Annotated in this window: 24 protein-coding genes; 5 read left to right on the top strand and 19 right to left on the bottom strand. The window is 66.9% G+C overall.

Annotation, left to right across the window (positions count from 1 at the left end):
• Positions 1-25: 25 nt before the first annotated feature.
• The 17 genes from ACIA75_RS05215 to ftsH form a co-directional block, all read right to left on the bottom strand.
• On the bottom strand, positions 26-2,581 hold the full coding sequence (locus ACIA75_RS05215) for an ATP-dependent Clp protease ATP-binding subunit (RefSeq protein ID WP_397100072.1): 2,556 nt from the start codon (positions 2,579-2,581) through the stop codon (positions 26-28).
• Positions 2,582-2,922: 341 nt separating this feature from the next.
• Positions 2,923-3,570, bottom strand: coding sequence for an FHA domain-containing protein (locus tag ACIA75_RS05210; protein ID WP_397100070.1), 648 nt, complete (start codon positions 3,568-3,570; stop codon positions 2,923-2,925).
• 233 nt (positions 3,571-3,803) lie between these two features.
• On the bottom strand, positions 3,804-4,166 hold the full coding sequence (locus ACIA75_RS05205) for an Lsr2 family protein (protein WP_397100068.1): 363 nt from the start codon (positions 4,164-4,166) through the stop codon (positions 3,804-3,806).
• 118 nt (positions 4,167-4,284) lie between these two features.
• On the bottom strand, positions 4,285-5,751 hold the full coding sequence (lysS, locus tag ACIA75_RS05200; RefSeq protein ID WP_397100958.1) for a lysine--tRNA ligase: 1,467 nt from the start codon (positions 5,749-5,751) through the stop codon (positions 4,285-4,287).
• Positions 5,752-6,051: 300 nt separating this feature from the next.
• Entirely contained in the window at positions 6,052-6,474 is a 423-nt protein-coding gene (locus ACIA75_RS05195; protein ID WP_397100956.1) for a rhodanese-like domain-containing protein, read from the bottom strand.
• 8 nt (positions 6,475-6,482) lie between these two features.
• Positions 6,483-7,109 (bottom strand): cysteine dioxygenase, encoded by a 627-nt coding sequence (locus tag ACIA75_RS05190; RefSeq protein WP_397100066.1) that lies wholly within the window; start codon positions 7,107-7,109, stop codon positions 6,483-6,485.
• A 181-nt stretch (positions 7,110-7,290) separates the two neighbouring features.
• On the bottom strand, positions 7,291-8,085 hold the full coding sequence (locus ACIA75_RS05185) for a type III pantothenate kinase (RefSeq protein WP_397100064.1): 795 nt from the start codon (positions 8,083-8,085) through the stop codon (positions 7,291-7,293).
• Positions 8,086-8,102: 17 nt separating this feature from the next.
• Positions 8,103-8,522, bottom strand: a complete 420-nt coding sequence (gene panD, locus ACIA75_RS05180; protein ID WP_397100954.1) for an aspartate 1-decarboxylase — start codon at positions 8,520-8,522, stop codon at positions 8,103-8,105.
• Positions 8,522-9,478 carry a pantoate--beta-alanine ligase gene (gene panC / locus ACIA75_RS05175; protein WP_397100062.1) on the bottom strand — a complete coding sequence of 319 codons (957 nt, stop codon included), beginning with the start codon at positions 9,476-9,478 and terminating at the stop codon, positions 8,522-8,524. Before panC ends, panD begins: the two co-directional genes overlap by 1 nt.
• 91 nt (positions 9,479-9,569) lie before the next feature.
• On the bottom strand, positions 9,570-10,517 hold the full coding sequence (locus tag ACIA75_RS05170; protein ID WP_397100060.1) for a Rossmann-like and DUF2520 domain-containing protein: 948 nt from the start codon (positions 10,515-10,517) through the stop codon (positions 9,570-9,572).
• A 115-nt stretch (positions 10,518-10,632) separates the two neighbouring features.
• Complete coding sequence (locus ACIA75_RS05165; protein ID WP_397100058.1) at positions 10,633-11,763, bottom strand: DUF6779 domain-containing protein; 1,131 nt, start codon at positions 11,761-11,763, stop codon at positions 10,633-10,635.
• 127 nt (positions 11,764-11,890) lie between these two features.
• A complete protein-coding gene (locus ACIA75_RS05160) occupies positions 11,891-12,418 on the bottom strand; it encodes a DUF3180 domain-containing protein (protein ID WP_397100056.1) in 528 nt (175 codons plus the stop codon).
• Positions 12,415-12,960, bottom strand: a complete 546-nt coding sequence (gene folK / locus ACIA75_RS05155; RefSeq protein ID WP_397100054.1) for a 2-amino-4-hydroxy-6-hydroxymethyldihydropteridine diphosphokinase — start codon at positions 12,958-12,960, stop codon at positions 12,415-12,417. Before folK ends, ACIA75_RS05160 begins: the two co-directional genes overlap by 4 nt.
• Positions 12,957-13,343, bottom strand: a complete 387-nt coding sequence (gene folB, locus ACIA75_RS05150) for a dihydroneopterin aldolase (protein ID WP_397100052.1) — start codon at positions 13,341-13,343, stop codon at positions 12,957-12,959. The genes folK and folB overlap by 4 nt, the downstream gene beginning before the upstream one ends.
• A complete protein-coding gene (folP, locus tag ACIA75_RS05145) occupies positions 13,340-14,158 on the bottom strand; it encodes a dihydropteroate synthase (protein WP_397100952.1) in 819 nt (272 codons plus the stop codon). The genes folB and folP overlap by 4 nt, the downstream gene beginning before the upstream one ends.
• A gap of 92 nt (positions 14,159-14,250) precedes the next feature.
• The gene (folE, locus tag ACIA75_RS05140) at positions 14,251-14,850 is read right to left on the bottom strand and encodes a GTP cyclohydrolase I FolE (RefSeq protein WP_397100950.1); all 600 of its coding nucleotides are present in this window, start codon (positions 14,848-14,850) and stop codon (positions 14,251-14,253) included.
• Between the two features lie 145 nt (positions 14,851-14,995).
• Positions 14,996-17,359 carry an ATP-dependent zinc metalloprotease FtsH gene (gene ftsH / locus ACIA75_RS05135; protein ID WP_397100050.1) on the bottom strand — a complete coding sequence of 788 codons (2,364 nt, stop codon included), beginning with the start codon at positions 17,357-17,359 and terminating at the stop codon, positions 14,996-14,998.
• A gap of 332 nt (positions 17,360-17,691) precedes the next feature.
• Between ftsH and ACIA75_RS05130 the strand changes: the two genes are divergently transcribed.
• Positions 17,692-18,657, top strand: a complete 966-nt coding sequence (locus tag ACIA75_RS05130; RefSeq protein WP_397100048.1) for a hypothetical protein — start codon at positions 17,692-17,694, stop codon at positions 18,655-18,657.
• Positions 18,658-18,908: 251 nt separating this feature from the next.
• Here the strand turns inward: ACIA75_RS05130 and ACIA75_RS05125 are convergent, their stop codons facing one another.
• Positions 18,909-19,724, bottom strand: a complete 816-nt coding sequence (locus tag ACIA75_RS05125) for a DUF1266 domain-containing protein (RefSeq protein WP_397100046.1) — start codon at positions 19,722-19,724, stop codon at positions 18,909-18,911.
• 149 nt (positions 19,725-19,873) lie between these two features.
• On the opposite strand from ACIA75_RS05125, the gene ACIA75_RS05120 reads away from it, so the two are divergent.
• The 4 genes from ACIA75_RS05120 (at position 19,874) to ACIA75_RS05105 (ending at position 24,015) form a co-directional block, all read left to right on the top strand.
• On the top strand, positions 19,874-20,131 hold the full coding sequence (locus ACIA75_RS05120) for a DUF2277 domain-containing protein (RefSeq protein ID WP_397100043.1): 258 nt from the start codon (positions 19,874-19,876) through the stop codon (positions 20,129-20,131).
• A 168-nt stretch (positions 20,132-20,299) separates the two neighbouring features.
• Complete coding sequence (locus ACIA75_RS05115) at positions 20,300-21,889, top strand: aldehyde dehydrogenase family protein (protein ID WP_397100041.1); 1,590 nt, start codon at positions 20,300-20,302, stop codon at positions 21,887-21,889.
• Entirely contained in the window at positions 21,886-22,716 is an 831-nt protein-coding gene (locus ACIA75_RS05110; protein WP_397100039.1) for an SDR family oxidoreductase, read from the top strand. The genes ACIA75_RS05115 and ACIA75_RS05110 overlap by 4 nt, the downstream gene beginning before the upstream one ends.
• 414 nt (positions 22,717-23,130) lie before the next feature.
• On the top strand, positions 23,131-24,015 hold the full coding sequence (locus ACIA75_RS05105) for a LysR family transcriptional regulator (RefSeq protein WP_397100037.1): 885 nt from the start codon (positions 23,131-23,133) through the stop codon (positions 24,013-24,015).
• Positions 24,016-24,073: 58 nt separating this feature from the next.
• Here the strand turns inward: ACIA75_RS05105 and hpt are convergent, their stop codons facing one another.
• Positions 24,074-24,637 carry a hypoxanthine phosphoribosyltransferase gene (gene hpt, locus ACIA75_RS05100; RefSeq protein WP_397100035.1) on the bottom strand — a complete coding sequence of 188 codons (564 nt, stop codon included), beginning with the start codon at positions 24,635-24,637 and terminating at the stop codon, positions 24,074-24,076.

Genomic DNA, 24,637 nt, shown 5'->3' with positions numbered 1-24,637 from the left:
GACAGGCCCTTCGTTCGCGGATGGATTACTCGCCCGAGGCGGCCTCGGTAGTACCCTCGCCCGCACCGGTCAGCACGACCTCCGGCTTCTTCTCACCCTCGTCCTTGGTGAGCTTGGCCTTCGGGGTGAAGGTGAACCGGGCGTCCTCGCCGGAACCTTCGCCGTCCCAGCCCTCGACGTCGACAAGGACGTTCTGGCCGGCACCGATCTCGCCGAACAGGATCTTCTCCGACAGCTGGTCCTCGATCTCGCGCTGAATGGTGCGGCGCAGCGGCCGGGCACCGAGCACGGGATCGAAACCACGCTTGGCCAGCAGGCTCTTGGCCTGATCGCTGAGCTCCATCGACATATCCTTGTTCTTCAACTGCACGCCGACGCGGTTGATCATCAGATCCACCATCTCCACGATCTGCTCGGTGGTGAGCTGGTGGAAGACGATCACGTCATCGATACGGTTGAGGAACTCGGGCCGGAAGTGCTTCTTCAGCTCGTCGTTGACCTTGAGCTTCATCCGCTCGTAGTTCGAGCCCTCCTTGTTGGACTGGGTGAAGCCCAGGCCGACAGCCTTCGAGATATCCGAAGTGCCGAGGTTCGAGGTGAAGATCAGCACCGTGTTCTTGAAGTCCACGGTCCGGCCCTGGCCGTCGGTCAGGCGGCCGTCCTCCAGTACCTGCAACAGGGTGTTGTAGATCTCCTGGTGGGCCTTCTCGATCTCGTCGAACAGCACGACCGAGAACGGCTTGCGCCGCACCTTCTCGGTGAGCTGGCCGCCCTCCTCGTAGCCGACGTAGCCCGGAGGGGCACCGAAGAGCCGCGAGGCGGTGAAGCGGTCGTGGAACTCGCCCATATCGATCTGGATGAGCGCGTCGTCGTCGCCGAACAGGAAGTTCGCCAGCGCCTTGGACAGCTCGGTCTTACCGACACCGGACGGACCGGCGAAGATGAACGAACCGGACGGACGCTTCGGATCCTTCAGGCCGGCACGAGTACGGCGGATGGCCTTCGAGACCGCCTTGACGGCGTCCTCCTGGCCGATGATCCGCTTGTGCAGCTCGTCCTCCATACGGAGCAGACGGGTGGTCTCCTCCTCGGTGAGCTTGAAGACGGGGATACCGGTCCAGTTGGCCAGCACCTCGGCGATCTGCTCGTCATCGACCTCGGCCACGACATCCAGATCACCGGAGCGCCACTGCTTCTCGCGCTCGGCCCGCTTGGCGACGAGCTGCTTCTCCTTGTCGCGCAGCCGCGCGGCCTTCTCGAAGTCCTGCGCGTCGATCGCCGATTCCTTCTCCCGGCGCGCATCGGCGATCTTGTCGTCGAATTCGCGCAGGTCCGGCGGGGCGGTCATCCGGCGGATACGCATCCGGGCGCCGGCCTCGTCGATCAGGTCGATCGCCTTGTCCGGCAGGAACCGGTCGTTGATGTAGCGGTCGGCCAGGGTGGCGGCGGCGACCAGGGCACCGTCGGTGATGGAGACCCGGTGGTGCGCCTCGTAGCGGTCACGCAGACCCTTGAGGATGTTGATGGTGTGCTCGACGGTCGGCTCGCCCACCTGGACCGGCTGGAAGCGGCGTTCCAGGGCGGCGTCCTTCTCGATGTACTTGCGGTACTCGTCGAGGGTGGTGGCGCCGATCGTCTGCAGCTCACCGCGGGCCAGCTTCGGCTTCAGGATCGAGGCCGCGTCGATAGCGCCCTCGGCAGCACCCGCACCGACCAGCGTGTGCAGCTCGTCGATGAACAGGATGATGTCGCCGCGGGTGTTGATCTCCTTGAGCACCTTCTTCAGGCGCTCCTCGAAATCACCCCGGTAGCGGCTGCCCGCGACCAGGGAACCCAGGTCGAGGGTGTAGAGCTGCTTGTCCTTCAACGTCTCGGGGACCTCGCCGTTGACGATGGCCTGGGCCAGGCCCTCCACTACGGCGGTCTTACCGACACCGGGCTCGCCGATCAGCACCGGGTTGTTCTTGGTGCGGCGGCTGAGCACCTGCATGACCCGCTCGATCTCTTTCGAGCGGCCGATCACGGGGTCGAGTTTGCCTTCCAGCGCGGCCTGCGTGAGGTTGCGGCCGAACTGGTCGAGCACCAGCGAAGTGGACGGGGTGCCGGTTTCGCCCCGGGCGCCGGATTCCACCGGCTCCTTGCCCTGGTACCCGGACAGCAGCTGGATGACCTGCTGACGGACCCGGTTCAGGTCGGCGCCGAGTTTGACCAGCACCTGGGCGGCGACGCCCTCGCCCTCTCGAATCAGCCCGAGCAGAATGTGCTCGGTACCGATGTAGTTGTGGCCGAGCTGCAGCGCCTCGCGCAGGCTCAGCTCCAGCACCTTCTTGGCGCGCGGGGTGAACGGAATATGACCGGACGGGGCCTGCTGACCCTGGCCGATGATCTCTTCGACCTGGCTGCGCACGCCCTCCAGCGAGATGCCGAGCGACTCCAGGGACTTGGCCGCGACACCCTCACCCTCGTGGATCAGACCCAGCAGGATGTGCTCGGTGCCGATGTAGTTGTGGTTGAGCATCCGGGCCTCTTCTTGGGCCAGGACGACGACACGCCTCGCGCGGTCGGTGAACCTCTCGAACATCGCTCCCTCACTCTCCTGCTCCGGACTCTATGGCCGGCTCACGCCGTGGTGTGTCGTGGACAACCGTCGGCTTCAGCCTGCCATGAAGGCCAGGGGTTGCGGCCCCCGCCTCCCACTCTAGTTGGCAGGGGTTCGTGCCGCCGCCGGTCCACCCTAATGATCTGTAGCCGGTCGCAGCGCTATTCATTCATAACGCCCATACCCGCGGATTCGTTTCCCACTCAGGTTTTGCCCACAGCGAACACCCCGCTGCCCGGGAGCGCTCCCGGGGACCTGATCGGGAATGTCGGCCGGATTACACCCGACGGCCGCGCACAGGCGGGACGAAGGCGGACATACGGCTAGAGATCGCGATCAGCGATGAGACCGCTGCGCATGGCCAGCGCGGCGAGCCGGACCCGCTTCTGGTTCTGGGGCAGGTCCTCGACCCCGAACTTCGCGAACAGCGCACGCAGATGCGTTTTGACGGCGTCCACGCTGAGGAACAGCTCGTCGGCGATCTGTTGATTGGACGCGGGGGCGGCGAAGCCGGCATCTCCCTTGTACGGGCGGCACAGCGCGATCAGGACGCCGCGCTGCGCCTCGGTCAGCGATCGGACGGTGGGGGTGCTACCGCTGGAGGCACGGGTCGCGTCATCGGCGACCCCGTTGAAATCATGGAAGGAAACCAGGGAGGTACCCATCCGGATACGGTCCCCGGGCATGAGCCGACGGCGGCCGTGCAGGCGTTCGCCGTTGACGAACGTGCCGTTACGGGACAGGCCGTCGTCGACGATGGTCCATTGCGCGGCGAGGTATTCCACGGCGGCGTGTAATCGCGACACCTCGGCGTCCCAGCGCAGCGACAGGTCGGCGCCGGCCGAACGCCCGATCGTGATCCGCTGCTTGTCGGGGCTCAGCATCACCTCACGCCGGCGGCCTTCGTCATCGGTGAAACGTAGGAACGAGCCGACGGATCCGGACACTGCGCCGATACCTGACCTCTCCATACCGGCAGCAACTGCCGAACACCACCCGACCCCCACGCTGCCACACGTACGGGCCCGGTCCAACCAACCCCTCTATGGTGCCGGGCGAGCGGGCACCGGAGCAAGACGGAACACCGCTGAGCGCAGCGACCCCGGCGCACAACGCCGGGGCCAGCGGTAATTCCAATTCGCTATCGAGAAAGACCTACCGCCGCCGGGTACGAAAAATCTCCGAACGACAGTTGAAAGAAGAACTAACCCTTCGAGGCCTTGTTGTACGCGTCGGTGATATCCGCGGAGATACGCCCCCGGGCGGAAACCTTGTGGCCATTCCGGCGCGCCCACTCACGAATTGCCGCACTTTGTTCACGGTCCATGGTGGCACGGCCCTTGCTGTTACCACCGGCGGCGGCGACCGCCGACTTCACCCGGCGCCGGCCGCTCACGCGACGGGCACTGGTAACCCACTGCTCCAACTCGTCCCGAAGCTTCGACGCATTCGACGACGACAGGTCGATCTCGTACGACACCCCATCGATTGCGAACTCGATGGTCTCGTCCGCGATGGACTCACCGTCGACATCGTCGATCAGGCTAACGGTGACCTTCTTTGCCATGAGATGAACGTCCTCTCGAAATCGTGCGGCCCGCAAAAATCAGGCCGATTACCCGAGGCAAGAATACCTCGAATTCGGAAAATTCCAAGACGAGCGATCGGCTATGCAAACCGCTCGCTCAACGGCCGACCGGCCGCACTATTGGGAACAGTATCGTTTCCCGGATTCCCAATCCGGTGAGCGCCATCAACAACCTGTCGATTCCCATACCGGTTCCGGTTGTCGGCGGCATCCCGTGTTCCATCGCGGCCAGGAAGTCTTCGTCCAGAACCATTGCTTCGTCATCACCGGCCGCGGCCAGCCGCGCCTGATCGACGAACCGTTCCCGCTGGATCACCGGGTCCACCAACTCCGAATAACCAGTGGCCAACTCGAAGCCGCGGACATACAGGTCCCACTTCTCGGTGACCCCGGCGCGCGACCGGTGCTGCCTGGTCAGCGGGGAGGTCTCGACCGGGAAATCACGGACGAAAGTCGGCATATACAGCTTGTCGCCGTAGCAGTGCTCCCAGAGTTCCTCCACGAGTTTGCCGTGGCCGTAGCCCTTGCCTTCGGGAATTTCCAGACCTTCCCGTTCGGCGAGTGCCAGCAATTCCGGAACAGTTGTTTCCGGAGTCACTTCGACCCCCAGCGACTCCGATAGCGACGGATACATCTCGACGGTTGTCCACTCGCCACCCAGATCGTATTCCGTGCCGTCGGCCAGTGTCACGACCAGAGTTCCCAGTGCCTCCTGGGCGACTTCCTGGATCAATTCGCGAGTCATCCGCGCGGAGTCGTCGTAGGTGCCGTACGCCTGATAAGTTTCGAGCATCGCGAACTCGGGCGAATGGGTGGAATCGGCGCCCTCGTTACGGAAGTTGCGATTGATCTCGAACACCCGCTCGAGGCCTCCGACCACACAGCGCTTGAGAAAAAGTTCCGGAGCAATGCGCAGGTAGAGATCCATATCGAGCGCATTCGAGTGCGTCCGGAAGGGGCGGGCGGCGGCGCCCCCGTGCAGAGTTTGCAGCATCGGCGTCTCGACCTCGAGGAAGCCCCGGCGTTCGAGCGCATTGCGCAGCGCCCGCACCACCGCGACCCGGGTCCGTGCCGTCTCCCGTGCCTCCGGACGCACGATCAGGTCCACATAACGCTGCCGGACCCGCGACTCCTCGCTCATCTCCTTATGGGCGACGGGCAGTGGGCGCAGCGCTTTCGAGGCCATGGACCAGGAATCGGCCATAATGCTCAATTCCCCCGTACGCGACGAGATGACTTCGCCGTGCACGAAAACCATGTCGCCGAGATCCACATCGGCCTTCCACGCCGCCAGCGCATCCGCACCTACGCCGTTGAGGCTGACCATCGCCTGCAACGTGGTGCCGTCGCCCTCCTGCAACTGCGCGAAGCACAATTTGCCGGTATTGCGCATAAAGATGACCCGCCCGGCCACGCCGGCCTGGACACCGGTCGCGGTATCGGCCGCGAGATCCGGATGAGCGGCGCGGATTTCGGCCAGGGTATGGGTGCGGGGCACCGCTACCGGATAGGCCTCCCCACCCGCCGCGAGCAGCCGTTCCCGCTTCTCCTGCCGGATCCGCATCTGCTCGGGGACGTCGTCGACTTCCGCGGAGCGGCCGGCCCGCCCCGCGGGAACAACGCCCGCGGAGCCGCCGGATGACGAGGAGTTCGGGTTGCTCACAGCGAACCACCCTAGCGTGCACAGCAAATCGATTCGTCAGCCGCCCGCCCCTCGACCGCGCGATATGGAATCAGCGTAGGGGCTCGCGGCGACGCCGGTCGGAAAAATAGACCATTCGGTAGCTTCGAGAATTCCGCCGGCGCTTCGATACCACGGAAATATATTGCGCTCCGGTCGCATTCGCGGGGCCGTAGAACAATTTCAGAGAGCCGCGAGCGAACGGACTTCCCTCGTGAAGTGCTCGGCACCGGTCGCCACGGTACGCAGACCGGCCGCCACCAGCGCCTGATAGCCGCCGATCAGATCGGTGGCCCGATGCAACCCCAATTGACGCAATGATGCGGCGGCCAAGCTCGAGGTGTAACCCTGCGAGCACACGACAATCCATTCGACATCGTGATCGGCGGCCAGCGCCAACCGGGCCGAACTGCTCGGGTCCAGCCGCCACTCCAGCACATTGCGTTCGATGACCAGCGCTCCCGGCAGTGATCCCTCCCGGGTCCGCTGGGCCGCGGGCCGGATATCGACCAGGATCGCGCCGCGGGCCAACGCGGCCGGTAATTCGACGGGCTGGATCCGCCGCAACTGCGCGCGGGCATTGTCGAGCATCTGATCGATGGTCAGTGTCGGCATCAGAGTTCACCTTCGGGCTGATCGGTGAGGACGGTGTGAGTACGCCGGAGGTTCCCGTGCCCGGTCACCTCGTAATAAGACATGGCGGTGAGCGGGGGCGAATACGCATGCACGCTCAATGTGGGATCCAGCGGACCCGTGCCGGACTGCCCGGAAACCGCGACCCGCTCGGAAGCGCGGACGACATCGTGCACCCAGCCGATCGGAAATGCGGCCTGGTCGCCGGCCGAAAGAATCCGGTGCCGGAGTTCGGTGCCGTTCCACCGGTACTCCGCGAGCGCACCGCTCAGCACGGTCAGCGCACCGAGCGAACCGGCATGGTCGTGTAGTTTCGTGGATTTGTCCGGGGTCCAGCTGATCAACCAGATGTCGAGTTCGTCGTCGGCGACCAACCGGGTGGCCCAACGGTCCACCAGCGGCCACCGGCCGCCGGCGGGGAGCACATGGTCGTATCGACCGGCCAGAACATCCTCACCGGTCTCGTCGGTCAGCCGTAAGAGATCCGCCGGACGCAGGCGGGTCGGCAATGCCGGGGCGATCGGCCGATCGGGGATCGGATTCGCGGCAGCGACGGCGATATCACGAGCCGAGGGCCGGGCTACGGAGGAAAGAACAGGGGAACGCATATGCGCATCTCCAGGAGGAATGAGAACGGTCGAGGAATTCGGGATGCCTCGAACGGTCGAGGCGAATCAGCCTCGACAACACTCCTGGGTACGCACGCGGAACAGCACACGGCGAGCTTAGCAACACGGACCCGATGCGGCCACCTCCGGCCCAGCGGAATACGTCACACCGGAAAATGCGTCAGCCGCGGCTACGCCGCTGGTTACGTTCGTAGACCAGCCGCAAACCGGTCAGCGTGAGATGCGGCAGATGATGTTCGATGGTCTCGGACTCGTCCAGGATCAACGACGCTGCCGGGCCCGTCGCCACCACGGCGATATCGTCGCCGGCGAATCCGTCCACATCTTCCCGGATCCGGTCGACCAGGCCGTCCACCAGACCCGCGAAACCGAACACCGCGCCGGCCTGAATACATTCGACGCTGTTCTTCCCGAGCACCGACCTCGGCCGGGCCAGTTCGACCCGGCGCAGCGCGGCCCGCTCGATCAGCGCCTCGGTCGCGATCTCCACCCCCGGTGCGATCACACCCCCGAGGAATTCCCCCTTCGCCGACACCAGATCGACACAGATCGAGACGCCGAAATCCACCACGATCGCGGCGGTGCCGTATTCGTGATAGGCGGCGAGACTGTTGACGATCCGGTCCGCACCGACCTCTTTCGGGTTGTCCACCAGCAGCGGAATACCCGTGCGCACCCCGGGCTCCACCAGCACATGCGGCACGTGCTGCCAGTAGCGATCCACCATGAGCCGCATCTCCCGCAGCATGGGCGGCATGGTGGACAGCCCGGCGACCCCGGTCACCTCATCGAGATCGGATCCCACCAGGCCGCGCAGATTCATCGCGAACTCGTCGGCGGTGTGCAGCGGGTTGGTGTGAATCCGCCAGTGCCGCACCAGTTCCGAACCCGGACCGGTTCCGTTCATCAACCCGATAACGGTGCTCGTGGTGCGAACGTCGATGGTCAGCAGCATCCGTTTACCGTCGGCGCTCAGACCAGAGACAGATTGCGCGGGCTGATCAGATCGGATCCCTCCGGAGCATGCGCCGGATCGGAACCCAGTTCGACCGGCCGGTTCCGCGAGTCGACGAATACGACCTTCGGTTCGTATTCGCGCAACTCGGCCTCGTCCATCATCCCGTACGCGATCAGAATCACCAGATCCCCGGGATTCACCAGATGCGCGGCGGCCCCGTTGATACCGATCACCCCGGACCCACGCTCACCTGCGATGATGTAGGTCTCCAGCCGGGCACCGTTATCGATATCGACGATGCAGACCTGTTCGCCCTCGAGCAGATCGGCGGCATCCAGCAGATCCTGATCCACGGTCACCGATCCGACGTAATGGAGATCGGCGTGGGTCACGGTGGCCCGGTGGATCTTCGATTTCATCATGGTCCGCAACATCATCGTCGCCCTTCTGTGTTCGATAGCGCCGTTCGCTCCGGCGCCCGGGAGATATCCGCGTCGGGGTGGCCGTCCAACTGCACGCCGAGCTGCACTGCGGCGTTGTCGATCAGCCGGGTGCTGCCGACGCGGGCCGCGATCAGGAGGCGGGCGTTGCCTGCTTCCGGGGCGGGGCCCAGGTCCGCGGCACGGAGTTCCAGGTAATCCAGTTCGATATCGGGGGCGGCAGCCAGGACCGAGCGCGCGGCGTCCAGCACGGCCTGTCCGCCCGCGGCGCCGGAGCGGGCGCCGGCCAGCAGAGTCGCCGACAGTGTGGTCGCCAGCTCACGCTGGGCGGGGTCGAGGTAGCGATTGCGCGACGACAGTGCCAGCCCGTCGGCCTCGCGGACCGTCGGGACCGCCACGATCTTCGCGTCGAAGTTCAGGTCGCGGACCATCTGCCGGATCAGGGCCAGCTGCTGGTAGTCCTTCTCGCCGAAGAACGCCTCGTTCGGGGCCACGATCTGCAACAGTTTCGCCACCACGGTGAGCATTCCGGCGAAATGCGTCGGCCGGGAGGCGCCCTCGAGTTCGGCGCCCAGCGGACCCGGCTGCACCGTCGTGCGCGGCCCGTCCGGGTACATATCGGCCGGGCTCGGCGCGAAAACCAGGTCGACGCCCTCCGGACGCAACATATCGACATCCGCGTCGAGTGTGCGCGGATAGCTGTCCAGATCCTCGCCGGCGCCGAACTGCAGCGGGTTCACGAAAATCGAGACAACCACGATCTGGTTGCTGCGCTTCGCGCGGCGGACCAGTTCGAGATGTCCCTCGTGCAGCGCTCCCATGGTGGGTACGAAGCCGACCGTGCGGCCGGAACGGCGCAGCGCGCGGACAACCTTCCCGAGCACAGCCGGATCGTGCTGCACGGTCAGTTCACCGGCGCGGTAGGCACCGCGCAGGGTCTGGTCGTTCATCGCACCTCCTGCGAAGCAGCGACCCGGTCGACGCCTGGCGAAGTGATCACCTGTGGCCGGCGGAGGCCGGAGCGAAGGCGGCGGTATCGCATCATCGGTGTCCCTCCAGCAGGTCACGAAGTTCGGCAGGTGCCTGGGCCCGTTCGGCGGTACGCCGCGACATCGCCCGGTACCCGGCGGCGATCTGCGGATCGGCCGCGGTCAGCGCCTCGAGGTGCGCGGCGACGGCGGCGGTATCGCCGCGGGCCACCGGGCCGGTCAGCGCGGCCTGCCCCCGGCGCAATGCGTTGTCCAGTGCCGCCGAGGCCAGCGGGGCGAGCAGGCGTTCGGGCAGCCCGTTCGGCTGATCGTCGATGGTCTGCTGGCCGAGTAGTCCGGGCCCGGCCAGCGCTTCCCGCAGGGCTTCCACCGCGTCCAGCACAAGAGTGACCAGGTGGTTGCTGCCGTGCGCGAGCGCGGCGTGATAGAGCGTGCGATGCTCCTCCGCCACCCGGACCGGCTCCCCGCCCATTTCGATCACCAGCGACTGCGCGATCGCATAGCCGATCTCGTCCGCCGCGGTGATCCCGAAACAGGCGTTGGCCAGGCGCGATACATCCTCGTCGTGGCCGGTGAAGGTCATCGCGGGGTGGATGGCCAGCGGTAACGCGCCCGCTTCCTGCAGCGGCGCGAGAACGCCGACCCCGTTCGCGCCCGAGGTGTGCGCGACGATCGTGCCCGGCCGTACCGTATGCGCGCTCGCGAGACCCCGGACCAGGCCGGCCAGTTCGGCGTCGGGAACCGCCAGGATGAGCAGTTCGCTGCGGGCAGCGATCTCCTCGACCGGGAGGATCCGGGATTCGGGCAGCCGGGCACGGGCCCGCTGCACCGAGGCATCGGAGATGGCGGCGACGCCGAACACCACGTGTCCGGCGCGCTCGAGGGCGGCACCGAGCGCTGATCCCACGCGTCCCGCCGAAACGATTCCTACCGTCAATCGTGCGGGCGCCGGATCACCACTCGCGGCCGGATTGCCAGGAGTCACGCGTGGCGAGGTCAACAGTGTCCTCTCGAAGTCGTTCCAGTCCCGCTGGGCGGGTACCGGACGTTACGAGTCGAGGATAGGTCCGAGATGCGCCGATGCGCCATGGACGCACCGGGTGATATGCCGCACTTCAGGAGCTGCGCTGCTCCTCTTCCCGGCTCAGATTGGCCATGATCTCGGCGACCGACAGCCGGCGCGAGCCGCCTGGGTCGGCGGCCTGGGTCCGGCGCCGCCGGGAGTTCGCCGACCGAGGGGTCGCTGTGGCCGGGGTGCGCCTGGTCCGCTCCCGGGATTTCGTCGTCGCGGCTTGTTTCTTGGGTAGCTCCGATTTCGGCACTGCCGCACCATTGACGGGCACCTCCGGTGCCGGTGGACCGTGGATCAGCTCGTGCTGCCGCGGCGGACCCTGTACGGGCTCGTCCGCCGGAAGCGGTGCGGGGCGTTCGGTAGCGGCCGCATCCGGGTCGTCGTACACCTCGGTGAAGGCGTCCGACCAGCTCGGTACGGACCTACCGGGGGCCGGCGACTCCTCGTCGTCGAAACGCACGATCGCCGTTTCGGCGGTGACCGGATCGTCGTCGCGGCTGGCGAACCGGGGCCGGCCCGGATGGTCACTGTCGTAGACCGGGGTGTCGCTCCCGCGCCCGCCCGCGCCGGGGCTCTGTTCGGCGGACTCCGCCTCGGTATCCACCCAGGCATCCGCGGCATGCGACCAGCCCGCCGCGGCGTTCGCCCAGGCATCGACCGCCCGGCGCTCACCCTCCTCGGTCGCGCGCCACCCGGTCGCGAGCACGGGCCCGTCCTGGGCACTCGGCAGCTCCTGGACCCGGGTCGCGGAGGCGCGCAACGCGGGGCGTTCCGGTGGGAGTTCCCCGTCGAACAGCCGCTGCAGTTGACGCCGCAGGACGGCCAGTTCGGCCCGTAGCGCGGCCATCTCGGACGCGTCGGCACCGACCTCGGACCGTACCCGCGCCTCGACACCGAGATCGTGTTCGCGCCGCGCGCTGATCTCCCGTTCGAGTTCGACCTCGTAGGTCCGTCGCAGATCACGGATCTTGCCCTGATACCGGCTCACCGCCCACGCCCCGAGCACCGCCGCCCACAGCGCGATCACCAACCCCACCCGGACGATCTGCACCCGATCGCTGAGCACCAGAAAGACACTCGCCACCAATCCGAGTAGGACCAGGGCGCCGAGGAAGAGCTTTCCCACATCTTCCCGGCCGCGCGGGGAAGAGCTACTGCGGGACGGTGAAACCATGACCGCAAGGGTAGCCGCGATATGCGGCCGCGCCCAGGTCGGAAAGGGCGTGATCGATCACGAAGACGCCTGTTCGGTTGCTGTCGGGGCACAGTCCGCGCGACCGGAACGAACGCGGAGAGCCCGCTTACGAGGGCGCGGGATCGTCGGACGGGTCGTCGGGAGCGCGGCAGCAGTATTCGAGCCACAATGCCGCAACAACCAGAGCGATACCCGCACCGCAGCCGATCAGGACACCGGGATAGTCCGCATCGGCGGCCCGCAGATCACCACGCTGCGGGAAAATCCACAGCAGGAAACCCAGCCAGACCCCGGCTGCCAGCGACCCGACCTGCGCGGACGCCTTGGCCAGCGCCAGCGCCCGGGCCACCGTGATCGGATGCAGCCGGCGACCGTCGGCCCCGATCTGGCTGTTGCTCACCCGGGTGCGGATATAGAACCCGAGCACGGCCTCGAGCGCGGCGACCGGATACAGGGAGGCTCCCGCGATCGAGGAGATCGGCGGGAAACTCCCGTACGCGAGACGAGTGGCCACCCAGGCGATCACGGTGGCGATGAGGACATTGGCCAGCAGTTCCCGGATACGGGTGGGTTTCAGTTTCATATCCGGTCCGTCCCCGCCGCCGGTGTTCTTATCGCTGCCCCCGAAGGTCATGGCGCGGCTCCCGCGGCGGGTTCGAGGGTGTGGGTTGTCCGGCGGACCCCCGCGACCTCGGCTTCGTCCAGCTTCGCCAGCAGTTCCCGGACCCGGTGGTCGATACCCGCCACCGTCAGCACCGCGTCCGGCTCCACGTCCAGCCAGGGGACCAGGACGAAGGCGCGTTCATGGGCTCGTGGATGCGGCAGGGTCAGTTCGGGGTCGGCGCTGGAACAGACGTGGAACCCTCCTGCTACCGATTCGGCGCAGGTGACGATATCCACATCGAGGGTGCGGGCGCCCCAGCGCACCGTCCGCTCTCGCCCGGCGGCCTGTTCGAGCTGCCGGCCGTGTTCGAGCCAGGCACGGCAGTTGTAGTCCGGATCCTCGGCGACGAGGACGGCGTTCAGAAAATCGTCCTGCTCCACCCCGCCCCAGGGCGCGGTGGTGTACACCGGCGAGACCGCGCGGACCCGCGGACCGAACCCGGCGACGACCCCACGCAGCAACTCCAGCCGATCCCCCATGTTCGAGCCGATGGAAAGCACCGCGCGCGTCATGGCGACGCCTGTTCGCCGCGGCGCGCGGTCACCACCCGGACATCGGCGAAGCTGTGCGGTATCGGCGCACCCGGTTTGTGCAGGACCACCTCGACCTCGGCGACGCCGGGCACCGTGCGCACCCGGTCGGCGATTTCGGTGGCGACGGTCTCGATCAGATTCCGCGGTGGCCCCTGCACGATGCCCACCGCGATATCGGCGAGGGCGCCGTAATCCACGGTGTGGGCGAGATCGTCGGTGGCCGCGGCGGCCGAGATATCGGTCCAGACGGTGAGATCCACCACGAACTCCTGGCCGTCCCGGCGTTCGTGCTCGAAAACGCCGTGGTAGCCGAATACTCGTAGCCCACGCAGTTCGATCCGGTCCGCCGGCGCGGCGCTCATCGGACGGCTCCTGCCGCGACGGCACGGCGCCAGGCGTCGGTCACCGCGAGCGCATCCTGCGAACCGCGCACATCGTGCACCCGGACCCCCCACGCGCCGTGCCAGGCGGCCAGCGCCGACACCGTCGCCGTGGCGGTTTCCCGCCCGGCGGGTGGGCGCGGTGCCGCGCCGTCGGCCAGCAGCGAACCCAGGAATCTCTTGCGCGACGCCCCGATCAGCACCGGGAACCCGTCGGCGACGAAACGGTCCAGCGCGGCCAGCAGCGCCCAGTTGTGCTCCGCGGTTTTCGCGAAGCCCAGGCCGGGGTCGAGAACGATCCGGGCGGGATCGACACCGGCCGCGATCGCCTGCCGCACCTGGACCCCCAGTTCCGCCCGCACCTCGGCCACGACATCGTCGTAGTGATCGGCCGGGCCGGTGTGCCGGTAGTCCGCGGCGGCCCGCCAGTGCATGAGAATCCACGGAATATCGGCCGCGGCGACCACCTCGGCCATGGCCGGATCGGCCCGCCCACCGGAGACATCGTTGACCACCGAGACCCCGGCCGCGATCGACGCCTCCGCGACCACTGCCCGCATGGTGTCGACGCTGGTGGGCACCCCGGCCGCCACCAACCCCGAGATCACCGGAACAACCCGGTCCACCTCGGTTCGCGGGTCGATCCGCGCCGCCCCCGGACGGGTCGACTCGCCGCCCACATCGATGATGTCCGCACCCGACTCGAAGAGCCGGACCCCGTGCTCGATCGCCCGATCCGGATCGAGGTAGCGCCCGCCGTCGGAGAACGAATCGCTGGTGACGTTCACGATGCCCATCACCACACACGACCGGCCCGGCCGCGGCTGCACGCCCGGGCGGGGCGCTACCCCGGTCAGGGTGGGCACGGTGGCGGCCGGTCGCTGATCGCTCACTTGCGCAGGATCAAATCGAGGGCCTCGGAGCGCGAGGCCGAATTGGTCTGCAGCAGTCCCCGGACGGCGGAGGTGGTGGTGCTGGCACCGGGTTTACGGATACCGCGCATGGCCATGCACAAGTGTTCGGCCTCGACCACCACGATCGCTCCGCGCGGATCCAGTTTGCGCATCACCGCGTCGGCGATCTGGCTGGTCAGCCGCTCCTGCACCTGAGGGCGTTTGGCGTACAGATCCACCAGCCGGGCCAGTTTCGACAGGCCCGTCACCCGTCCGTGCGGGCCGGGAATGTAACCGACGTGCGCGACTCCGTGGAACGACACCAGGTGGTGCTCGCAGGTCGAGTACATCGGAATATCACGGACCAGCACCAGCTCCTGATGCTCCTCGTCGAATGTGGTGTTGAGTACCGCGTCCGGTTCCACATACAGTCCGGCGAACATTTCCCGGTAGGCACGCGCGACCCGCGCGGGGGTATCGAGCAACCCGGGCCGGTCGGGGTTCTCGCCCACCGCGAGCAGCAACTCCCGGACCGCCGACTCGGCGCGCGCCTGGTCGAACGGTTTACCGGTATGCCGGGCGATCAGCTCCGGCATCGGGCCACCGGTCTCCCCCAATTCGGCGGGGATACCGGCTGTATGGCCGTTGGTCTGCTGATCGGCCGACATAGGACACCTCCACATCTCGGGCGCGGCAGTACTCACCGGGCGCCGAACACGTCCGAGCGTAATCGGCGCCGGTCTACTGCCGACCGTTCGGGCTGTCCCAGGAGTGCCCGCCGCCACGGCCCGGCTCCTCACCGGACCCGTAACCGGAATCTCCCTGACCGCCGTGGTCGCCGGAGTTCCGGTCCGGCTGGGCATGCCGCGGCTGCTCCGCGGGCGCACCGTAGCCGCGCTCGGCAGGAGGTGATTGCGGCTGCTCACGCGGCGGCCAGCCCGGGGCCGACCAGCCCGCGGGAGCGCCGTAATCCGGACGCGAGCCCTGCGTCGCACCTCGCGGATAGCTGGGCGCCGGCTGTTGCGGCACCGGATAGCCGGCAGGGGGCTGTCCGTAACCGGGCTGGGCGACCGGCCCACCCGGATACCCGGCGGGTTGCGGCAAGCTCCCAGCGGCTGCCGGATCGTGCGGTACGACGCCCGCCGGAACCTTGGGCTCCGGTGGCCAGGGTTCACCGCGTTCGGCGGCGAGTTCGCCCGGGGTCTTCACCGGGGGTTTGTCCGACGGCACTCGATCACCGAATTCGTTGAACGCGGTAATCCGCGGCCGCTTCTGCACCGCGCTCAGGATGACTTCCAGATCCTTACGATGCAGGGTTTCGCGTTCGAGCAGCGCGGTGGCCAGATCGTCGAGCACGTCGCGGTACTCGTTGAGGATCGCCCACGCCTCGGTATGCGCGGCCTCGATGAGGTTGCGGACCTCTTCGTCGATGGCGCCCGCGACCTCGTGCGAATAATCCGAGGCGGTGCCCATGGACCGGCCGAGGAACGGATCGCCCTGCTCCTGGCCGTACCGGACGGCGCCCAGGCGGGAGCTCATACCGTATTCGGTGACCATGGCGCGCGAAATCTTGGTGGCCTGGTCGATATCGGAGGACGCACCCGTGGTGGGCTCGTGGAACACCAACTCCTCGGCGGCGCGGCCACCCATGGCCATGACCAGCCGCGCGATCATCTCCGAGCGGGTCATCAGGCCCTTGTCGTCCTCGGGCACTGTCATCGCGTGTCCGCCGGTGCGCCCGCGGGCCAGAATCGTCACCTTGTAGACCGGTTCGATATCGGGCATCGCCCAGGCCGCCAGGGCATGCCCGCCCTCGTGGTACGCGGTGATCTTCTTCTCGTGTTCGCTGATGATCCGGCTCTTGCGGCGCGGACCACCGATCACCCGGTCCACCGACTCCTCGAGCGCGTCACCGGTGATGGTCGCGCCGTTCTCCCGCGCGGTGAGCAGCGCAGCCTCGTTGATCACGTTCGCCAGATCGGCACCCGACATACCGACGGTCCGCTTGGCCAGACCGTCCAGATCGGCTTCCTGCGCAATGGGCTTGCCCTGGGAATGCACCCGCAGGATGGCACGGCGTCCGGCCAGGTCGGGGTTGCTGACCGGGATCTGCCGATCGAACCGGCCCGGGCGCAGCAGGGCGGGGTCGAGGATATCGGGGCGGTTGGTCGCGGCGATCAGAATGATGCCGGTGCGGTCGCCGAAGCCGTCCATCTCGACCAACAGCTGGTTGAGGGTCTGTTCGCGTTCGTCGTGCCCGCCGCCGAGCCCGGCGCCGCGCTGGCGGCCGACCGCGTCGATCTCGTCGACGAAGATGATGCAGGGACTGTTCTGCTTGGCCTGTTCGAAGAGGTCACGCACCCGGGAGGCACCGACACCGACGAACATCTCGACGAAATCCGAGCCGGAGATGGTGAAGAACGGCACACCCGCTTCACCGGCAACAGCACGGGCGAGCAGCGTCTTACCGGTACCGGGCGGCCCGTAGAGCAGCACGCCCTTCGGGATCTTGGCGCCCAGCGCCTGGTAGCGCACCGGATTCTGCAGGAAGTCCTTGATCTCGTACAGCTCTTCGACCGCTTCGTCGGCGCCGGCCACATCCGCGAACGTGGTCTTGGGCATATCCTTCGACAGCTGTTTGGCCTTGGATTTGCCGAAGCCCATCATCCCGCCGCGGCCACCGCCCTGCATCCGCGACATCACGAAAATGAAGAGTCCGAGCAGGATCACCATGGGCAGGACGAACAGCAGGATCTGAGTGAGCCAGCTCTCCTGTTTGACCACCGTGTTGTAGGGCGCGCCGGAATCCTGCACAGCCCGGAAGATCTGCGATGAGGTATCGCTGCCGCCGGGATACTTGGCGATGATCTTGTTCTGGCCCTCGGTGGCGTCGTTGCCGTTCCTCAGTTCGATCCGCAGCTGCTGCTCGCGATCATCGATCTGAACATTGGTGACGTTCTCCTTGTCGGAGAGCTGGTTCAGGGCCACCGACGTATCGACGCTCTGCCAGCCGCGGGTGTCGTTGCCGAAGTAACTGAACAGATAGATCACGAGCAGAATGCCCGTGATTATCGCCAGGGTGCGAAACACTGTCTTGCGGTTCATAGAGCGTCGGCCGGGCGGCCAGTCCTTTCAGGCGTCTCCGCGTTTTGCCTAGCGATGCGTCGGTCTCGAGCGGCGCAACCCACTTCCGGGACCGTCCGGTGGACGGATTCGGATGCGGATATGCCACGTTACCGCGTACGGTCTAGTCGATACATCGCGCTTCCTGACTTATCGCAAGCGAGGAGTTCGGCTGGTGATGCAGTTCAACAGGTAAACGGCCGGAAAACCACGGTGGTTCCCGGCAGCGTGGTCTGTGATATCTCGTAGTGATCACAATCATGGCACGCACGCCCGACCGATGATGATCTACGTACGACCCGAGCGCAGGGGGTATGGACATAGTCGAGTTACGGACACCCACAGCAATCGTCCGGCACGGAGCGGGGCGGTTGATCGTCCTGCGCCCCGGCGCCGACGGAGAAACCGAGACCGACGGCGAGCCGGTGCTCGACGTCGCGGTCACCGACCTGCTGGAAGTACGGCTCAGCCGGCGGGCCGATGACGCGGTCGTGATCGAGATCTACCTGCGTTACCCGGCCCAGCTGCTGGTCGGCGTGCCCGCCGACCGGACTCCGCTACCGGTGCTCATCGCCGAGCACGATGTGCCGGCCGCCGCCGGAATCGTCTCCCGCATCAACGACCAGATCCTGGCCGCGCAGCGGATCGATATCCACGCACCGGAGCTGAAGGCGCCGCCCCTCGAAGACACCGACCGGGGTCCGGTGCGCGCGGATGTCGACCGGGCGGTGGGCCGCATGTCGGTGGCCGGGCGCGGTGAATCGGCCCTGACGGATCTGCACCGCCTCGTCACCGGTGACGAATATGTACTCGAAACCGCCTACGTGACGGCGCACCCGCCGGTCGGCAACGACGATCCCTGCCTGCTCACGGTGACGACCACCCGCCTGCTCCTGGTGGCACTGGGCGCGGACGAACCATACGTCCACGAACTGCCGATTCCGATGATCATGAGGGCGCGGGCCACCGAGGAGCCGGACTCGGTAGCCGGCGGCTCGGACCCGGCGGCGCGCCGGCCGCTGATCGAGGTGCACGACGGAAACACCACGATATGTTTCACCGGTCTGGACCGTGCCGATACCGAACGCGTGACCTACGCCGTCAACTTCGCCGTCCGGCTGGTCGCGCTGGACGGGTCGGCGGGACCGGCCGACCCGAGCGTCGCCCATCTGTACTCGGAGTGGGAACTGCTGGTCGAACGGCATTCGCTGGGCATGGTCGACGACACCCAGTTCCAGCGCTACGGCCGCGGCATCCTGCGCTCCCTACCCGGAATCTGAGTGGTGGGGGGGGGGGGGGGGGCGGGCCGGGGGGGGGGGGCGGGGGGGGGGGGGGGGGGGGGGGGGGGGGGGGGGGGGGGGGGGGTGGCGCGCCCCCCCGGGGGCGGGCGGCGGCCCCCCCCCCCCCCCCCCCCCCCCCCCCCCCCCGGGCGGGCCCCCCCCCCCCCCCCCCCCCCCCGGGGGGGCGCCCCCCCCCCCCCCCCCCCACCACTGAGGTCTTCACGACGGTGCGGTCCCGGATGCGGCCGGCATCAGTGCAAGGTGATCATCCGCCACGGGCTGGTGGGACGTAGCCACAGGCGGAGCAGCTCTTGGCGGCGGTCGACCCCGCCGTCCTTGAGTTCTGCCAGGTCTTCGCAGGCCTGCCAGTAGGTCCAGCCGGTGAGGTAAGCGTCGCCGAACTGGCGCCAGTTGCGGTATTTGCGCTGCGCCAGGGGTAGCGCGCGGGCCAGGTAATCCCAGGCCACATCCGCTTCGATATAGCTCGCGGTGTACGCCATCCGCGCCACGGCGACGACCCGGGCCAGATCCCAGGCGTGGATATCGGCGGGCAGCGGGCGGGACAGGTGGTCGGTGAAGCCGATCTTGATGGCCTGCGACCAGATGTCGTAGTCGCGGACCAGAGTCTCGGAATTATCGATACCGCGGAACGAGGCGACCTGGCGCAGGAAGGCCCGGTGGCGGTCGGCGCGTTCACCGAAGCGGTCGCGTTCGCTGGCGTTGAGCGAGGCCGTGACGAGCGGGTGCACCAGGGCGAAGAGCGGGGCGTGCATACCCTCGAGGAGCTGTTCCATCGAGGCCCGGGCCTCGGTGCCGTCGGTGATTCCCCAGGCTCCGGTGAGTGTGTCGATGGCCAGTTCGCGCCGGTCACCGAGCGGATGGTCGCGCTCTGGGCCGAGCAGCAGTTCATCGTGGAACGCGTCCCAGCGGGCCGAGTAGAAGGCGCCCAGCGACAATGCCCGCAGGCGGTCATCGTCGATCTGCGCGCCGGACCAATGGTCTTCCTCGCGCTTGTCGAGCTCCGGATAGGGGAAGGTGGTCGGCGTGGGCAATCCGGCAGCAGCCATACCGTGAGTGTAGGACCCGAATCCCGTGCCGGTCCGGTCAATGTCATCAGGACATGTCGATCACGGCAATCGATACCGAACCGGTCGATATGTTTTCACATTTGCTGCTTGGCCTGTCACAGCCATAGTCCCGGGGCTAATGTGCATTCATGTGTAGAAACATCACCGCCTTGCGAGGTCTGGAACCCGCCGCAACCGAGCAGGAGATCTACGCCGCAGCACTGCAGTATGTGCGCAAGGTCGGTGGCCTGTCCGGATTGAGTTCGGCCACCAAACCCGCGGTGGACAAGGCGGTCGCCGCGGTCGCCGAGGCGACGACAGCCCTGCTCGCGGAGCTACCCGACCGCCGGGTCCCCCCGGCTACCGAACCGCCGCTGCGCCGACTGGCCGCCCGGGAAAACCTGTAATCGATCCCGTTCGGGTGCCGCGACCGGGCGCGGCGTCCGCGACAAGCAGCCTCCGTTCCATGAGATGTTGAGGCGATTACCGATGAATTGTGTCACGATCGGTCCAGTGCGCTGATCCACTGTGATCGGCCACCAGCGGTTCCAGCACGACGCAGTGGGAGAACAGCAGTGACCAATACCGAATCGGCACGACCCGATACCGAGCCGGCCGGCGGCCGGCCCCCTGACTCGGAGATCCGAGTTCTCAATCCCGCTACCGGCGAGATCGTCGGCAGCGTCCCCGACACCCCGGCCGAACAGGTCGTCGCGCGGATCGCCGAATTACGCGAGCACCAGCGCGAATGGGCGGCCATCGGCGCCGACGGGCGCAAAGAATGGCTCCTGAAGCTGCAGGACTGGATCATCGACAACACCGAGGCCCTCGCCGACGTTCTCCAGTCCGAAACCGGTAAGCCCCGGGTGGACGCGCTCATCGACCCGATCTTCGGCAGCGATCTGATCGGCTACTACGCCCGGCGCGCTCCCAAGTTCCTGGCTGACGAGCATCCCTCCCCGCACAGCCCGCTGTCCCGGGTGAAACGGCTGACCACGGTGTTCGAACCGTACCCGGTGGTCGGCGTGATCACGCCGTGGAACTTCCCGCTGGCCATGCCGATTCTGGATGTCATCCCGGCGCTGGCGGCCCGGGCCGCGGTGCTCTTGAAACCGTCCGAGGTCACCCCGCTGTCCGCCCTCGAACTCGCCCGCGGCTGGGCGGAGATCGGCGCGCCGCGGGTGCTCTCCGTGGTCACCGGAGCGGGCGCGACCGGCGCGGCGGTCGTCGACAACGCCGATTACATCCAGTTCACCGGCTCCACCGCCACCGGCCGCCGGATCGCCGCCGCCTGCGCGGCCCGCATGATTCCCTACAGCCTGGAACTGGGCGGCAAGGATCCGGCGATCGTGCTCGCCGACGCCGATATCGATCGCGCCGCGCACGGTATCGCGTTCGGCGGCATGTTCAACTCCGGGCAGGTCTGCATCTCGGTGGAACGGGTCTATGTCGAAGCACCCGTCTACGACGAGTTCGTCGCCAAACTGACGGCGAACGTCAAATCCTTGCGACAGGGCCGCGACGATCGCACCCCGCGCAACGATGTCGGCGCCATGGCCAACGAGAGTCAGGTCTCCATCGTCTCCCGGCATGTCGAAGAAGCGGTCGCCGCGGGCGCGAAAGTACTCACCGGCGGCAAACGAACCGGTGAAGGCACCTTTTTCGAACCCACCGTCCTGGTCGATGTCGACCACAGCATGTCGTGCATCGCGGAGGAGACCTTCGGGCCCACGCTGCCGGTGATGAAGGTAGCCGACGAGGCGGAGGCCATCCGCCTCGCCAACGATTCCGCCTACGGCCTGTCGGCCTCGGTATGGACCGGCGACAAGGCCCGCGGAGAACGGGTCGCACGGGCGTTGAACGCCGGCGCGGTCAATATCAACGATATTTTCGCCAACCTGTTCAACTTCGCCCTCCCGATGGGCGGCTGGGGCGATTCCGGGGTCGGCGCCCGCTGGGGCGGCGCCAACGGGGTGCGCAAGTACTGCAAGGCGAAAGCGATCACCACGCCGCTGCTGCCGACGCAGGAACGCGAACTCACCTGGATGCCGTACGACCTGAACAAGATCCTGATCGGGCTCGGCGCGATGCGCGCGGCCGGAGCGCGCGGTATGCGCCGGATCGACCTGCCCGCCCTGCTCCGACTCAAGGGAGACAACCGTTGAAGACCGATTCCATTCGCGGCAAGGTTGTCGTGATCACGGGCGGGGCACGCGGGATCGGCCTGGCCACCGCGCTCGCCCTGGCGAAACTGGGCGCCAAGATCGCGATCGGCGATATCGACGAGAAAACGGTCAAGGAGTCGGGCACCGAGCACGATTTCGACCACTACGCCCGGCTCGATGTCACCGATCAGCAATCGTTCGCCACCTTCCTCGACGATGTCGAGCGCGAACTCGGCCCGATCGATGTGCTGATCAACAATGCGGGGATCATGCCGACGGGCCGGCTGGTGGAGGAACCCGATCAGATCACCCGCCGGATCCTGGAGATCAACGTCTACGGCGTGATCCTGGGCTCGAAGATCGCGCTGGCCCGGATGCTCGAGCGCCGGCGCGGGCACATCATCAATATCGCCTCGCTGGCCGGCGAGACCCATATTCCGGGCCTGGCCACCTATAACGCCTCCAAGCACGCGGTGCTGGGTTTCACCGACACGCTGCGTGAGGAGTATCGCGGTACCGGTGTCGAATTCTCTTCGGTGCTGCCAACGCTGACCAATACCGATCTCGGTTCCGGAGTCCCCGCACCCAAGGGTCTACCGGCGGCGGAGCCGGAGGATATCGCCGCCGCGGTGGTCCGGCTCATCGCCAAACCCCGGGCGAAGGCGCGGGTGACGCGGGCGGCGGGCGCTATGTCGGTCTTCGTGAACCTGCTGCCGCAATCGGTGGGTGATGCCCTGGGCCGGTCGATGGGGTCGGCACAGACCTTCCTCGGCGATGTGGACACCGAGCAGCGCAAGGCCTACGAGGAACGCATCCGGAACAACTGACACCCGATTCGATACGCCGCGGCCCGGTACCCCCGGGCCGCGGCGATGTCGTCGGCGCCATCGAATGGGCATCGAAACACTATTGTGATCAATATCACTTGACGTGCATAGTCGGATAGAGGTCGCACGACGCACCGTCCCCGCGGCCGTGCCGGAGCAGTCCCGTGGCTTCATCACCCGAGGTGACAACGACACTCTCCATGAACAGCCCTACCACCGGAAATGCCCGAACCTTTACGTCGTATCGCCCACGGACGGCGCACAGACCGCGCGGCGCAAAACTCATGATGCACATCACCGTGACACCTAATAAGCTGTCACTAACAAACCTGCCGACTGTTTCGAGGCCGCTATGCGGACCATCCGAACAGATTAGGGCTGGAAATTCAGCAACGATTCTGATAGCAAGGTGCTATGGACCCGCATTTGCGCGATCTGCGGTATTTCGTCGCCGTCGCCGAGGAACTGCACTTCACCAACGCCGCTCAGCGGCTGCACATCGCTCAACCGACCCTGTCGCGTCAGATCCGACAGCTGGAACGTCAGCTCGATGTGGTCCTGTTCGATCGCAACCAGCGCAGCGTCGCACTCACAGTTGCCGGTAAGGAGCTGCTGGGCGGCGCCCGCAAGATCCTCGAGCTCTGGGAGACCACCAACGGTTCGCTGCAGGAAGCGGGCGAGGTACTGCGCGTCGGCCTGCAATCGACCCTGGGCCGCGGCCTGCTCAACGATCTGGAGAGCGCCAGCGGCCACCGCCTCGCGCTGCATCCGGCCGCCTGGACCGACCCCTCCAGCGGTCTCTCCGGCCGGCAGGCGGATCTGGCGCTGGTCTGGCTGCCACTCCCCGACCCCAACCGGTACCGCTGGCAGGTCCTGCGCACCGAACGCCGCTGGGTACTACTCCCGGAAAACCACCCGCGCGCGAATCAGGAAATGATCGACTTCGCGGACGTGATGGACGAACCGTTCATCGCACTGCCCGCCGAAGCCGGCGCGGTGCGCGACTTCTGGCTCGGCAACGACGCCCGCGGTGGCCGCCCGGTCGCGATCGGCGCGGAAGCCGCCACCCCGGAAGACCGGCTCGAGGCCGTCGGGCTGGGCCTGGGCCTGTGCCTGCTCGCGGAGAACAACGTACCGATGTACCGCTGGCCCGGGCTGACCGCACGGCCGCTCACCGGTATGCCGCCGTGTGAACTCGCGGTGGCCTGGCGGGCCGACGACACCCGGCCGACCATCCTGGAATTCGGCCAGCGCGCCGTCGCGGGTGGGTTCGCGGCCCCGCCGGCTATTCCGGCGTAACTACACTGATCTGAACCGTGCATGGGTGGAGGGTGATCACCCTCCACCCATGCACGGTTCAGTCGGTCTCGCCTCCGTAGACCCGCGGGTGGAGAGTGCCGATATAGGGCAGATCCCGGTAACGCTCGGCGTAGTCCAGGCCGTATCCGACCACGAATTCGTTCGGGATATCGAAGCCCACATTCGCCACCTCGACCTGAGTGCGCAGCGCATCGGGCTTGCGCAGGAGGGTGACGACCTCGAGCGAGGCCGGGTTACGGGTGGAGAGGTTGCGCATCAGCCAGGACAGTGTCAGTCCCGAATCGATGATGTCCTCGACGATCAGCACATTGCGCCCGGCGATGTCCTTGTCCAGATCCTTCATGATGCGCACGACACCGGAGGACGACGTGGACGAACCGTAGGACGAAACGGCCATGAACTCCATCTGGGTCGGGATGGGCAGGGCCTTGGCGAGATCGGTCATGAAGAAGATCGCGCCCTTGAGTACCCCGACCAGCAGCAAATCCCCTTCCGGGGCATCGGCCGGGTACCTTTTGGAGATCAGTTCGGCCAGCTCGTTGACCTTGGCCTCGATTTGGTCCTCGGTGATCAGGACCGAAGCGATATCGTCCCCGTACAC

Source organism: Nocardia sp. NPDC051750 (genome assembly GCF_044453135.1).
GTDB lineage: Bacteria > Actinomycetota > Actinomycetes > Mycobacteriales > Mycobacteriaceae > Nocardia.
The sequence above is the reverse complement of the archived record's forward strand: the minus strand, read 5'-3'. Positions and strand labels throughout refer to the sequence as shown.

Bases quoted from the DNA above. Each gene is read 5' to 3' on its own strand.
- ACIA75_RS05205 (WP_397100068.1), bottom strand. From the start codon at position 4,166: ATGGCAAAGAAGGTCACCGTTAGCCTGATCGACGATGTCGACGGTGAG.
- folE (WP_397100950.1), bottom strand. From the start codon at position 14,850: ATGCCGGAGCTGATCGCCCGGCATACCGGTAAACCGTTCGACCAGGCG.
- folK (WP_397100054.1), bottom strand. From the start codon at position 12,960: ATGACGCGCGCGGTGCTTTCCATCGGCTCGAACATGGGGGATCGGCTG.
- folB (WP_397100052.1), bottom strand. From the start codon at position 13,343: ATGAGCGCCGCGCCGGCGGACCGGATCGAACTGCGTGGGCTACGAGTA.
- ACIA75_RS05130 (WP_397100048.1), top strand. From the start codon at position 17,692: ATGGACATAGTCGAGTTACGGACACCCACAGCAATCGTCCGGCACGGA.
- ACIA75_RS05190 (WP_397100066.1), bottom strand. From the start codon at position 7,109: ATGCGTTCCCCTGTTCTTTCCTCCGTAGCCCGGCCCTCGGCTCGTGAT.
- ACIA75_RS05165 (WP_397100058.1), bottom strand. From the start codon at position 11,763: ATGGTTTCACCGTCCCGCAGTAGCTCTTCCCCGCGCGGCCGGGAAGAT.
- ACIA75_RS05125 (WP_397100046.1), bottom strand. From the start codon at position 19,724: ATGGCTGCTGCCGGATTGCCCACGCCGACCACCTTCCCCTATCCGGAG.
- ACIA75_RS05185 (WP_397100064.1), bottom strand. From the start codon at position 8,085: ATGCTGCTGACCATCGACGTTCGCACCACGAGCACCGTTATCGGGTTG.
- folP (WP_397100952.1), bottom strand. From the start codon at position 14,158: ATGGGCATCGTGAACGTCACCAGCGATTCGTTCTCCGACGGCGGGCGC.
- lysS (WP_397100958.1), bottom strand. From the start codon at position 5,751: ATGCGGATCCGGCAGGAGAAGCGGGAACGGCTGCTCGCGGCGGGTGGG.
- ACIA75_RS05215 (WP_397100072.1), bottom strand. From the start codon at position 2,581: ATGTTCGAGAGGTTCACCGACCGCGCGAGGCGTGTCGTCGTCCTGGCC.
- ftsH (WP_397100050.1), bottom strand. From the start codon at position 17,359: ATGAACCGCAAGACAGTGTTTCGCACCCTGGCGATAATCACGGGCATT.
- ACIA75_RS05210 (WP_397100070.1), bottom strand. From the start codon at position 3,570: ATGGAGAGGTCAGGTATCGGCGCAGTGTCCGGATCCGTCGGCTCGTTC.
- ACIA75_RS05105 (WP_397100037.1), top strand. From the start codon at position 23,131: ATGGACCCGCATTTGCGCGATCTGCGGTATTTCGTCGCCGTCGCCGAG.
- panC (WP_397100062.1), bottom strand. From the start codon at position 9,478: ATGAACGACCAGACCCTGCGCGGTGCCTACCGCGCCGGTGAACTGACC.
- panD (WP_397100954.1), bottom strand. From the start codon at position 8,522: ATGTTGCGGACCATGATGAAATCGAAGATCCACCGGGCCACCGTGACC.
- ACIA75_RS05160 (WP_397100056.1), bottom strand. From the start codon at position 12,418: ATGACCTTCGGGGGCAGCGATAAGAACACCGGCGGCGGGGACGGACCG.
- ACIA75_RS05120 (WP_397100043.1), top strand. From the start codon at position 19,874: ATGTGTAGAAACATCACCGCCTTGCGAGGTCTGGAACCCGCCGCAACC.